Annotated in this window: 6 protein-coding genes, 1 tRNA gene, 3 rRNA genes and 1 riboswitch; of the genes, 2 read left to right on the top strand and 8 right to left on the bottom strand. The window is 48.2% G+C overall.

Annotation, left to right across the window (positions count from 1 at the left end; genetic code table 11):
- Positions 1–246: 246 nt before the first annotated feature.
- Complete coding sequence (coaA, locus tag EO763_RS01010; protein WP_103183820.1) at positions 247–1,197, top strand: type I pantothenate kinase; 951 nt, start codon at positions 247–249, stop codon at positions 1,195–1,197.
- Between the two features lie 37 nt (positions 1,198–1,234).
- On the opposite strand, the gene birA is transcribed toward coaA, so the two are convergent.
- The 8 genes from birA to btuB all read right to left on the bottom strand — a co-directional run bounded on the left by birA (position 1,235) and on the right by btuB (position 11,616).
- A complete protein-coding gene (birA, locus tag EO763_RS01005; protein ID WP_161527811.1) occupies positions 1,235–2,194 on the bottom strand; it encodes a bifunctional biotin--[acetyl-CoA-carboxylase] ligase/biotin operon repressor BirA in 960 nt (319 codons plus the stop codon).
- Positions 2,191–3,228 carry a UDP-N-acetylmuramate dehydrogenase gene (murB, locus tag EO763_RS01000; protein WP_161530312.1) on the bottom strand — a complete coding sequence of 346 codons (1,038 nt, stop codon included), beginning with the start codon at positions 3,226–3,228 and terminating at the stop codon, positions 2,191–2,193. The genes birA and murB overlap by 4 nt, the downstream gene beginning before the upstream one ends.
- Positions 3,229–3,383: 155 nt before the next feature.
- Positions 3,384–3,499: ribosomal RNA gene (gene rrf, locus EO763_RS00995) — 5S ribosomal RNA — on the bottom strand.
- Between the two features lie 129 nt (positions 3,500–3,628).
- Positions 3,629–6,534, bottom strand: a 23S ribosomal RNA gene (locus EO763_RS00990).
- 236 nt (positions 6,535–6,770) lie between these two features.
- Positions 6,771–6,846 (bottom strand) — tRNA-Glu (locus EO763_RS00985).
- A 140-nt stretch (positions 6,847–6,986) separates the two neighbouring features.
- Positions 6,987–8,528 (bottom strand): 16S ribosomal RNA (locus EO763_RS00980).
- The 16S, 23S and 5S rRNA genes sit together here with 1 tRNA gene alongside, the layout of an rRNA operon.
- A 381-nt stretch (positions 8,529–8,909) precedes the next feature.
- Positions 8,910–9,767, bottom strand: coding sequence for a glutamate racemase (gene murI / locus EO763_RS00975; protein ID WP_161527810.1), 858 nt, complete (start codon positions 9,765–9,767; stop codon positions 8,910–8,912).
- Positions 9,712–11,616, bottom strand: coding sequence for a TonB-dependent vitamin B12 receptor BtuB (btuB, locus tag EO763_RS00970; protein ID WP_161527809.1), 1,905 nt, complete (start codon positions 11,614–11,616; stop codon positions 9,712–9,714). Before btuB ends, murI begins: the two co-directional genes overlap by 56 nt.
- Positions 11,617–11,682: 66 nt before the next feature.
- Positions 11,683–11,907: riboswitch (cobalamin riboswitch) on the bottom strand.
- Between the two features lie 133 nt (positions 11,908–12,040).
- Between btuB and trmA the strand changes: the two genes are divergently transcribed.
- Positions 12,041–13,144 (top strand): tRNA (uridine(54)-C5)-methyltransferase TrmA, encoded by a 1,104-nt coding sequence (trmA, locus tag EO763_RS00965; protein ID WP_161527808.1) that lies wholly within the window; start codon positions 12,041–12,043, stop codon positions 13,142–13,144.
- Positions 13,145–13,174: the final 30 nt, after the last annotated feature.

The raw sequence follows: 13,174 nt of genomic DNA, 5'->3' as shown, positions 1-13,174 counted from the left end.
TTAGTAGGGGCAACTCCAAAGCCATCGCTAGCTAGCGAGTACCCGATGCGTAAACATAGAAGCATCGGGTACAGCACCGATTTTCTCTTCTTCTTTCTAGTAGCAAAGTGTTAACCTGCCCATTATCAAAAATTTATTACATAAGAGAAGGTGCCGCGATCATCGCGTTGGCTAAACTAATAGCCCGTTTTCTTCGCTGGGCTGAGAGTCCCTTTTCTTACCTGTGAAGCAGGCAGAACACGACTTATGAGCAATAGAGAGCAATCCTTGGCCACGCCATATCTACAATTTAACCGCAGCCAATGGGCCGCCTTGCGCGATTCCGTCCCGTTAACGCTGACAGAGGAAGAAATCGTTAAGCTCAAAGGGATTAACGAAGACCTTTCATTAGATGAAGTCGCAGAAATTTATCTGCCGCTATCTCGCCTGCTCAATTTCTATATAAGCTCTAATTTACGTCGTCAGGCTGTGCTTGAGCAGTTTTTAGGAACCGATGGCCAAAAAATACCTTACATAATCGGCATCGCAGGTAGCGTAGCTGTAGGAAAAAGTACTACAGCCCGTGTGCTCCAGGCGTTATTAAGCCGCTGGCCGGAGCACCGCAGTGTAGAACTTATTACAACCGATGGATTTCTTCATCCCAATAAGGTGCTAAAAGAGCGCGATTTGATGAAGAAAAAAGGCTTTCCGCAATCATACGATATGCACAGTCTGGTAAAATTTGTTTCTGATATAAAGTCAGGAACACACCAAGTCACAGCCCCAACATATTCCCATTTAACATACGACATTGTTCCTAATAATAATAAAGTGTTGGAACAGCCTGATATTTTAATATTGGAAGGCTTAAACGTTTTACAAAGCGGAATGGACTATCCACATGATCCACATAGAGTTTTTGTTTCTGACTTTGTGGATTTTTCTATCTATGTCGATGCTCCTGAAACACTGCTACAAACATGGTATATAAATCGCTTTTTGAAATTTAGACAAGGTGCATTCTCAAATCCAAATTCATACTTCCATAATTATGCAAAATTAACGAAAGAGGAAGCCGTCGGTATTGCATCTCAATTATGGAAGGAAATTAATGGACTTAATCTAAAAGAAAATATTCTTCCCACACGGGAGAGAGCTAGTCTTATTATGACTAAAAGCGCTAATCATGCCGTTGAATGTGTTCGATTAAGAAAATGAAAAATGAATATGTAAAAAGGGGGACTTCCCCCCTTTTTTATGCACCGCGCAAAGAAATTTCTCCACCAATATACGACGTTATCAAACCGTCGCTTTCTAATAACAATGCACCCTGACGATCTATCCCTCGGTCGACACCATGTATTTCGCGGTTACCGATAATCAAACGAACCGAGCGATTAAAATAATTATCCAATTTTTCCCATCTGGGAATAAATGGTTCAAGGCCTTGTAGCTCAAAAACAGCCAAAGCGCTTCTTAATTCAGAAATAAGAGTCGAAGCGAGTGTATTACGATTAATATCTATACCTGCCTCTTGTAAATTTATCCAGCCTTGATTAATCGTATCTGGAGCTGGTTCTCTCATTTGTAAATTAATGCCTGCACCAATGACCAAATTAGCAGCGTCACCCGTTTTCCCGGTAAGTTCAACAAGGATGCCAGCCAACTTTCTATCCTTCAGATATAAATCATTGGGCCATTTGACTCGAACACCATCAGCACCAAGCTTATGTAGCACTTCGGCCATTACGATACCGATGACCAGACTCACGCCAACAGCCGCAGCTGGCCCCTGCTCTAGACGCCAATATAAGGACAAATATAAATTCGCACCAAAGGGCGAAAACCATTGCCGTCCCCGACGACCACGCCCAGATTTTTGATATTCAGCAAGGCATGCATCGCCGGAGGATAGTGTATCCAATCGTTCTAAAATATACTGGTTAGTAGAATCAACGACAGGTAAAACCGTTACCCCACCTTCCGGTAGTTGCTTGAGGATAACGTCTTCATCTAATAACTGCATCGGCACCGGTAAAGAATAGCCCTTACCGGTTACGGTAAATACGTCAATTCCCCAATCGCGTATAGTTTGAATATGTTTATTAATTGCAGCTCGACTCATCCCCATCATTTCACCCAGTAATTCACCGGAATAAAATTCACCATCAGAGAGAATATTTATTAATTTAAGAGGGACCGTAATATCTTTCATGATAACACCTCGATGGCATTGACCTCTCCATGCGTAGCAATGAAACGCACTTCGGGCTCCAAAAATATGGAGAATTTTTCAGCAACTTGATTGCGGACATAACGCGCTAATTCGACAATATCCGAGCTTTTTGCATTATTTTTATTGATTAGAACTAATGCTTGTTTATCGTGAACAGCTGCACCACCAAGCTGAAACCCTTTAAGCTTGCACTGATCAATTAACCATCCAGCTGCCAGTTTAACGTTACCATCAGTTTGCATATACTGAGGCGCATTCGGATACTCTCGTAAAATACTCTCAGCATGCTGTTGTGTAATTATCGGGTTTTTGAAGAAGCTACCCGCATTACCTGTCACTGTAGGATCAGGGAGCTTGCTTCGACGCATATTGCATACAGAATCAAATACCTGCTGCGGAGTGACGGTTTCAGGATTCAGTTTTGCCAAATCGCCGTAGTTGAGTACTGGATTCCATTCTTTCTTTAAAAAAAGCCCTACAGCGGTAATCGCAAACCCAGATCGGTATTGATGCTTAAATATGCTTTCACGGTAACCGAACTGGCATTCCTCAGAAGTAAGGCGCATGACTTTACCTTCTGTCAGATCCAACAATTCAACATAATCACAGATATGTTGTAATTCGACACCATACGCACCAATATTCTGTATCGGTGCAGATCCCACACATCCAGGAATTAACGCCAGATTTTCTAACCCAGCAATACCACACTTAAGCGTGTATTCGACTAATTGATGCCAATTCTCACCAGCACCAATATGAAGATACCAACCATCGCTTTCTTCACGAATATCTATACCTTTGAGTCGGTTTAGCAGAATGGTGCCTAAGAAATCCTCAAGAAAAAGAACATTGCTCCCTTCTCCTAGCAACAAAACAGGTTCTTGTGATGCGCTGGCGACGTGCCATCCTTCGATCAATTTATCTTGAGTATCCGCAACCGTAATGCGAGATGCAGAAACAGATAATGAGAAAGAGTTATGAGACTTCAATGAAATAACGCTCGACGCCATGATAGAAATACCTACTAATTCAGATATCACATAGTCTACCTGATCTACGCAAGATACCGACTGCCTTTTACCACTGGTAAGGCATAAACAACATACACCAAACGCCCATAGCAAAAAGCCCCTGTCTTGCGACAGGGGCTTTCCACTTGTTTGATGCCTGGCAGTTCCCTACTCTCACATGGGGAAGCCCCACACTACCATCGGCGCTACGGCGTTTCACTTCTGAGTTCGGCATGGGGTCAGGTGGGACCACCGCGCTATCGCCGCCAGGCAAATTCTGTTTCATTCCAACCGTTGCACTTAAGTTGCTTTCGCTTCTTATCTGTACAACCATCAGAACCAATCTCTGAACAAGCTGAGTATTGTCTTTTGAGTCATCTCAAAACACCTTCGGTGTTGTAAGGTTAAGCCTCTCGGGTCATTAGTACTGGTTAGCTCAACGTATCGCTACGCTTACACACCCAGCCTATCTACGTCGTCGTCTTCAACGGCCCTTCAGGGGCATCTGGTGCCCAGGGAAGACTCATCTCGAGGCAAGTTTCCCGCTTAGATGCTTTCAGCGGTTATCTCTTCCGCACTTAGCTACCGGGCAATGCAATTGGCATCACAACCCGTACACCAGTGGTGCGTTCACTCCGGTCCTCTCGTACTAGGAGCAACCCCTCTCAATCTTCCAACGCCCACGGCAGATAGGGACCGAACTGTCTCACGACGTTCTAAACCCAGCTCGCGTACCACTTTAAATGGCGAACAGCCATACCCTTGGGACCTACTTCAGCCCCAGGATGTGATGAGCCGACATCGAGGTGCCAAACACCGCCGTCGATATGAACTCTTGGGCGGTATCAGCCTGTTATCCCCGGAGTACCTTTTATCCGTTGAGCGATGGCCCTTCCATTCAGAACCACCGGATCACTAAGACCTGCTTTCGCACCTGCTCGAGCTGTCACTCTCGCAGTCAAGCTAGCTTATGCCTTTGCACTAACCTCCTGATGTCCGACCAGGATTAGCTAACCTTCGTGCTCCTCCGTTACGCTTTGGGAGGAGACCGCCCCAGTCAAACTACCCACCAGACACTGTCCGCAACCCGGATTACGGGTCTACGTTAGAACATCAAACATTAAAGGGTGGTATTTCAAGGTTGGCTCCACGCAGACTGGCGTCCACGCTTCAAAGCCTCCCACCTATCCTACACATCAAGGCTCAAGGTTCAGTGTCAAGCTATAGTAAAGGTTCACGGGGTCTTTCCGTCTTGCCGCGGGTACACTGCATCTTCACAGCGAGTTCAATTTCACTGAGTCTCGGGTGGAGACAGCCTGGCCATCATTACGCCATTCGTGCAGGTCGGAACTTACCCGACAAGGAATTTCGCTACCTTAGGACCGTTATAGTTACGGCCGCCGTTTACCGGGGCTTCGATCAAGAGCTTCGCCTTGCGGCTGACCCCATCAATTAACCTTCCGGCACCGGGCAGGCGTCACACCGTATACGTCCACTTTCGTGTTTGCACAGTGCTGTGTTTTTATTAAACAGTTGCAGCCAGCTGGTATCTTCGACTGATTTCAGCTCCATGAGCAAGTCACTTCACCTACCATCAGCGTGCCTTCTCCCGAAGTTACGGCACCATTTTGCCTAGTTCCTTCACCCGAGTTCTCTCAAGCGCCTGAGTATTCTCTACCTGACCACCTGTGTCGGTTTGGGGTACGATTTGATGTTACCTGGAGCTTAGAGGCTTTTCCTGGAAGCGTAGCATTGGTTACTTCATCACCGTAGTGACTCGTCATCACGCCTCAGTGTTAACAATGACCCGGATTTACCAAAGTCATCCACCTTCACGCTTAAACCGGGACAACCGTCGCCCGGATAACCTAGCTTTCTCCGTCCCCCTTCGCAGTAACACCGAGTACAGGAATATTAACCTGTTTCCCATCGACTACGCTTTTCAGCCTCGCCTTAGGGGTCGACTCACCCTGCCCCGATTAACGTTGGACAGGAACCCTTGGTCTTCCGGCGTGCGGGTTTTTCACCCGCATTATCGTTACTTATGTCAGCATTCGCACTTCTGATACCTCCAGCAGCCCTCACAGGCCACCTTCGACGGCTTACAGAACGCTCCCCTACCCAACAACACCTAAGTGTCGCTGCCGCAGCTTCGGTGCATGGTTTAGCCCCGTTACATCTTCCGCGCAGGCCGACTCGACCAGTGAGCTATTACGCTTTCTTTAAATGATGGCTGCTTCTAAGCCAACATCCTGGCTGTCTGTGCCTTCCCACATCGTTTCCCACTTAACCATGACTTTGGGACCTTAGCTGGCGGTCTGGGTTGTTTCCCTCTTCACGACGAACGTTAGCACCCGCCGTGTGTCTCCCGTGATAACATTCTTCGGTATTCGTAGTTTGCATCGGGTTGGTAAGTCGGGATGACCCCCTAGCCGAAACAGTGCTCTACCCCCGAAGATGAATTCACGAGGCGCTACCTAAATAGCTTTCGGGGAGAACCAGCTATCTCCCGGTTTGATTGGCCTTTCACCCCCAGCCACAAGTCATCCGCTAATTTTTCAACATTAGTCGGTTCGGTCCTCCAGTTAGTGTTACCCAACCTTCAACCTGCCCATGGCTAGATCACCGGGTTTCGGGTCTATACCCTGCAACTTAACGCCCAGTTAAGACTCGGTTTCCCTGCGGCTCCCCTATACGGTTAACCTTGCTACAGAATATAAGTCGCTGACCCATTATACAAAAGGTACGCAGTCACCTAACAAGTAGGCTCCCACTGCTTGTACGTACACGGTTTCAGGTTCTATTTCACTCCCCTCGCCGGGGTTCTTTTCGCCTTTCCCTCACGGTACTGGTTCACTATCGGTCAGTCAGGAGTATTTAGCCTTGGAGGATGGTCCCCCCATATTCAGACAGGATGTCACGTGTCCCGCCCTACTCATCGAACTCACAGCTTGTGCATTTTTGTGTACGGGACTATCACCCTTTACTGTGCGACTTTCCAGACGCTTCCACTAACACATAAACTGATTCAGGTTCTGGGCTCCTCCCCGTTCGCTCGCCGCTACTGGGGGAATCTCGGTTGATTTCTTTTCCTCGGGGTACTGAGATGTTTCAGTTCCCCCGGTTCGCCTCATGACACTATGTATTCATGTCATGATAGTGTGTCGAAACACACTGGGTTTCCCCATTCGGGTATCGTCGGGTATAACGCTTCATATCAGCTTACCGACGCTTATCGCAGATTAGCACGCCCTTCATCGCCTCTGACTGCCTAGGCATCCACCGTGTACGCTTAGTCGCTTAACCTCACAACCCGAAGGTGTCTTTGATTAATCAAAGTCACTGTCGTGCTGCGATTATTTGAGAGACTCATTGACAGACTGACGCATCACTCACATGACATAAATGTCATATCAGTATGTTCAGCTGTCATGTTTCAATTTTCAGCTTGTTCCAGATTGTTAAAGAGCAATATCGTAAACATGACTCCGAAGAATCATCTTTAAGATATTCATGATAATGTCTTTCACTCATTATCGGATTGGCGTCCCCAAGGGGATTCGAACCCCTGTTACAGCCGTGAAAGGGCAGTGTCCTAGGCCTCTAGACGATGGGGACACGAAAAATCCGTACCGGATCATAAACCCGGCACTATCGCGTCAGCATGAGTTTACACTCATCGCATCAACAGGTGCGCTTGCTCAGTATTTTCATCAGACAATCTGTGTGAGCACTTCACTTAACGCACATCTTCTTGGTAAGGAGGTGATCCAACCGCAGGTTCCCCTACGGTTACCTTGTTACGACTTCACCCCAGTCATGAATCACAAAGTGGTAAGCGCCCTCCCGAAGGTTAAGCTACCTACTTCTTTTGCAACCCACTCCCATGGTGTGACGGGCGGTGTGTACAAGGCCCGGGAACGTATTCACCGTAGCATTCTGATCTACGATTACTAGCGATTCCGACTTCATGGAGTCGAGTTGCAGACTCCAATCCGGACTACGACGTACTTTATGAGGTCCGCTTGCTCTCGCGAGGTCGCTTCTCTTTGTATACGCCATTGTAGCACGTGTGTAGCCCTACTCGTAAGGGCCATGATGACTTGACGTCATCCCCACCTTCCTCCGGTTTATCACCGGCAGTCTCCTTTGAGTTCCCGACCGAATCGCTGGCAACAAAGGATAAGGGTTGCGCTCGTTGCGGGACTTAACCCAACATTTCACAACACGAGCTGACGACAGCCATGCAGCACCTGTCTCAGAGTTCCCGAAGGCACTCAGCTATCTCTAGCTAATTCTCTGGATGTCAAGAGTAGGTAAGGTTCTTCGCGTTGCATCGAATTAAACCACATGCTCCACCGCTTGTGCGGGCCCCCGTCAATTCATTTGAGTTTTAACCTTGCGGCCGTACTCCCCAGGCGGTCGATTTAACGCGTTAGCTCCGGAAGCCACGCCTCAAGGGCACAACCTCCAAATCGACATCGTTTACAGCGTGGACTACCAGGGTATCTAATCCTGTTTGCTCCCCACGCTTTCGCACCTGAGCGTCAGTCTTTGTCCAGGGGGCCGCCTTCGCCACCGGTATTCCTCCAGATCTCTACGCATTTCACCGCTACACCTGGAATTCTACCCCCCTCTACAAGACTCTAGCCTGTCAGTTTTGAATGCAGTTCCCAGGTTAAGCCCGGGGATTTCACATCCAACTTAACAGACCGCCTGCGTGCGCTTTACGCCCAGTCATTCCGATTAACGCTTGCACCCTCCGTATTACCGCGGCTGCTGGCACGGAGTTAGCCGGTGCTTCTTCTGCGAGTAACGTCAATCAGCCGTGCTATTAACACGACTGCCTTCCTCCTCGCTGAAAGTGCTTTACAACCCGAAGGCCTTCTTCACACACGCGGCATGGCTGCATCAGGCTTGCGCCCATTGTGCAATATTCCCCACTGCTGCCTCCCGTAGGAGTCTGGACCGTGTCTCAGTTCCAGTGTGGCTGGTCATCCTCTCAGACCAGCTAGGGATCGTCGCCTAGGTGAGCCATTACCTCACCTACTAGCTAATCCCATCTGGGCACATCTGATGGCGAGAGGCCCGAAGGTCCCCCTCTTTGCTCTTGCGAGGTTATGCGGTATTAGCTACCGTTTCCAGTAGTTATCCCCCTCCATCAGGCAGTTTCCCAGACATTACTCACCCGTCCGCCGCTCGTCACCCAGAGAGCAAGCTCTCCTGTGCTACCGCTCGACTTGCATGTGTTAGGCCTGCCGCCAGCGTTCAATCTGAGCCATGATCAAACTCTTCAATTTAAGATTTGTTTGATTTGCTGAACTCGTCAGCGATGCTCAAAGAATTAGTAACTGTTTATTCGTAATGAATTTTACTGTTGTTCACTCTTCAAGACTTTTTATATCGTTAAGATACGGTCTTGTGAGTGCCCACACAGATTGTCTGATTAAATTGTTAAAGAGCAGTGCCACTTCATCGGTGGCGCGGGCTGCATATACTATGCTTTTCCGCTGTGAAGTCAAGTCATTACTGACCGCCTTCGTTGAATCTTTTTTCCTGTCACCACAATCGCGTGTCGCTGTTGCCGTGTCAGTGGAGGCGCATTATAGGGACTTCTCGCACGCTGACAAGCGCTAAATGCAAAAAAATTATCGTTTGTCTACTATTTACCCACAAGGCTATCAAAGTGGCAGTTTTTCCAGCGAATCGAAGCCATAACGCTGCAATATTGGCCACAGCGTAGCGACTTTAGGCGTAATCGCCAGGCAGTAAACCAGATTCTTATCTGTCGAAAGTGGAGGATTATCCAGATTAGCAATCAGCCATGCTGTTCTTTTGGCTATAGCAGCCCCAGAATCCACAAGACGTGTACCATCTGGCAAGGCCATTTTCAGTTCTTCTGCTAACAATGGAAAATGCGTACACCCGAGCACGACCGTATCTGGCGGTTCCGGTAAACGTAACCAAGAGCGCAGAATTTTTTGCAGTTCGGAAACTGAGATCGTCTCACCCTGCAATTTCGCTTCTGCTAACTCGACCAGTTCTGACGATCCCAATGACAAAATCTGGCAATCCGTCGCAAAACGGGCAATCAGTTCATACGTATAGGGACGTTGAACCGTTGCGCGAGTCGCCAATAGGCCAACAACACCGTTGCGTGTCAGCTTAGCCGCCGGTTTAACCGCTGGGACGACGCCCACGACAGGGAAAGTAAAGCGCTCACGTAGCGCAGGAAGGGAAATCGTACTCGCCGTATTGCAGGCAATCACAACCAATGCGAGCTGATGACGTTGTTGGACTGCACTAACAATCTCAACCACGCGCTCGATAATAAACTGCTGTGATTTCTCACCATAGGGAAACGCTTCGTTATCGAATGCGTATATATAGTGAAGATCCGGCAAGAGCTGCCGGATTTCGTCATAAACAGATAGCCCGCCTACGCCGGAATCGAAGACCAGAATCGTAGGACGGGATGGCAGGTTAGAAGATATAGCTTCCTGTGAGATAGTATTCTCGCCCTGCCGTGCGGTAGCCATATGCCGTCTCATAATCTTTATCAAACAGGTTGGCGATTCTACCACGAACTGTCAGATGAGAGGTGATCGGATATGAGGCGGAAACATCAACAGTACTGTAGCTTGGTAAGCGGCGAGTATTCGCTGCATTATCAAACCGCTTACCTACATACTGGTAACTCAGATTAAAATCGACGTCATACAGGTTCCAATCAACTTGGTACTTTGCTTGCTGCTTCGCGCGCCGGGCCAAAACCTTATCGTTTTCATCGTTACGGGCATCAAGGTAGTCCAAAGTGATTTGATGATTCAGCACACCGGTCTCAAATGATCCCGTCCACTCCAGCCCCTTCATCGTTGCTGCATCAACGTTATAATAAGTCCCAGTACTTGTTGCAAAGGCATACTCATACGCGATCAGATTATCGATCTTATTAATATAACCCGACAAACGCCAACTTAATGGCCCGGTTAAACCTTCCAATCCGGCTTCCCATTGTTTCGACTCTTCAGGCTTTAAGTTCTCATTTGATTCAATATCGAAACGCTTCTGACCATACAACTGTCCCAAAGTGGGTGCCTGAAAGCCTGTCGCATAGGAGAGGGTTACTCGGTAATCGGGGAAGAATTCCCAGCCTGATGCAAGCTGCCAAGTACCATGTCTACCAAATTTCTCATTGTCATCACCGCGTACAGACCCTTCAAGAATAACCGCACCATATTGCTGTTGCGCGGTTAAATAGGCACCTGAATTATCCTGCTTATAGCGATTACTTTCACGATTTAACGTATTAAAACTAACGCCTTCTGAAGTTAACTTCTGCCGGCGCCAGTCAACGCCAGCACTAACCATGCCATGGCTTAACGCCAAAGTGTTCCCCCAAAGCACGTCCTGTTGATCCATATCATCTTGGGAGTTATAGGCACCATAGCGCCCTTGAGTACTGAGATATTGGATTGAAGTGTATTTCTGATAGCTGGCAATCAACTGAGAAGCATAATTTTCATGGGAGAATCGCAATCCTCCACTATAAGTATGATTGTAGCTTTGCTGTTCATTTTGAATAGGAAAACCAAAATCTTGGGAAAGCGCATCATAATCGCTATTAGCGCCATAACCATAGCCACGGAAGAACCCAGAAATTGAATCGTTAAACTGATGTTCAACACCTGCCCAGAATGTTTTATTGCGCCAGCCATCTTTATCTGAGTCTAACGCCTGATTAGATGAATCTGGGTAAACATTGAATCCCCGAGTATCCTGATAAGCTCCGGCTAAAGAGACTCGCGTGCTATCACCAACCGACTGATGCAAGCTTCCACTATATTCCTGATAGCGGTTCGAACCAGCCCCTGCATTAAGTACTGTTTTATTTTCTGTTGTTTGCGTAATGATATTAACCACGCCACCAATAGCGTCGGCACCGTATACCGCAGAACGTGGACCACGCATAAACTCAATGCGCTGTACTAAAGCAATAGGAATAAGGTTGAAATCTGGATCGCCTGTAATACCGTATTTAGCAATAGGGACACCATCAATAAGTACCAACGTATGGCGTGCTTCCGAGCCCCGAATATACATTGATGCGCTTTGTCCCAACCCACCAGTCTGAGCAATATTCACCCCTGGCAATCGACGCATAACTTCCAAAACATTTTTCGCTTGCCACCTATTGATGTCATCACGAGTGACCACATCAATTGCCGCCAGCACCGAAGAAACTGGCTGTGCGAAACGGTTTGCGGTTACCACTATGTCATCGGTATTTTTTTCCGATGACGAATTTAGAGATGAACTGTTTTCCTGTGCCCAGCCAGAAAATGCCGTGACGGAAAGCACCGTCAGCAGCGAAACTTTTTTAATCATTGTTAAAGCATCCGAGAAATAATAAGGATGCCGCAGGCTCTGTTAATAGCACGCGATATGCAGAACCAATTGCGACGTATTCCGGCAGGTCTTCGGGCTTGGATGCCGTTGTTACCACAAACCGTCAATGGCGGTAAGGGATACAACGAAAGCGATGACTTCCCATCTATAAAAGACAGTGTCTGCATAATAATGCTATCGCCGAGGCTTTCCTTACCGCTGCGCGTCAGCTCCAGATTTACACTGGATTCCCTTTTGACTTGTGATACAAGGCCGGACGCTCATCCTACAATCGCACATTACGGAAGTCTAGACTTCTATATCACTACAGGATAATAACGTAACAAAACTGGACTTCCTGGCCGGATTCCCTACAATTCCCGGCCAATAACACCCTTTTAGACGCTGTTCAGACGAGAAAACCATGACGCCAGAAATCCTGCCCATCGAACAATACGACGACCAGCTTGCAGAGAAAACCGAGCGTCTGCGTGGAATGATGGCACCTTTCAATGCACCGGAGCCTGTCGTCTTCCGTTCTCCCGTCAGCCACTATCGGATGCGCGCCGAATTCCGTATTTGGCACGAGGGTGACGAGCTTTACCACATCATGTTTGATCAGCAAACCAAACAGCGCATTCGGGTCGATCGCTTTCCGGCAGCCAGCGAACTGATCAACCGCCTGATGCCGGAACTGCTTGCCGCCATTCAGCCTGACTCCGTACTGCGCCGTAAACTGTTCCAGATAGACTATCTGTCGACCATGAGCGGCGAAGTGATTGTTTCTCTGCTGTATCACCGTGCGCTGGACGAGGAATGGCAGGAACATGCCCTCGCACTGCGTGATAGCCTGACGGCGAAAGGGTTCCGTCTACAGTTGATTGGCCGTGCGACAAAAACCAAAATCTGCCTCGATCGCGATTATGTCGATGAATGCCTGACGGTTGCCGGGCGGGATATGATTTACCGGCAGGTAGAAAACAGCTTCACGCAGCCGAATGCCGCTATCAATATTCAGATGCTGGAGTGGGCGTTGGATGCGACAGCGGGAGCAACAGGGGATTTGCTGGAACTGTATTGCGGTAACGGCAATTTTTCACTCGCGCTGGCAAGAAATTTCGAACGTGTGCTGGCAACCGAAATCGCCAAGCCATCCGTCGCGGCAGCACAATATAATATCGCCGCAAACCAGATAGAGAACGTGCAGATCATCCGCATGGCGGCAGAAGAGTTTACGCAGGCCATGCAGGGCGTGCGTCAGTTTAACCGTTTACAAGGTATCGATCTGACAAGCTACCAGTGCGAGACCATTTTTGTTGACCCACCGCGCAGCGGACTGGATGACGAAACGGTGAAACTGGTGCAGGCGTATCCGCGCATTCTTTATATTTCCTGCAACCCAGAAACGCTAAGCAACAACCTGCAAACGCTCTCGGAAACCCACGACATTCGCCGTCTAGCGCTGTTCGACCAATTCCCTTACACCCATCATATGGAGTGTGGCGTGCTGTTGGAAAAACGTCAGTAACGCACACAATTGGCGGGTTACCCCGCCAGC

The sequence above is a fragment of the Pectobacterium odoriferum genome (genome assembly GCF_009931295.1).
Taxonomy (GTDB): Bacteria; Pseudomonadota; Gammaproteobacteria; order Enterobacterales; family Enterobacteriaceae; genus Pectobacterium; species Pectobacterium odoriferum.
Note: the sequence above shows the minus strand (reverse complement) of the source record. Positions and strands in the feature narration are given on the sequence as shown.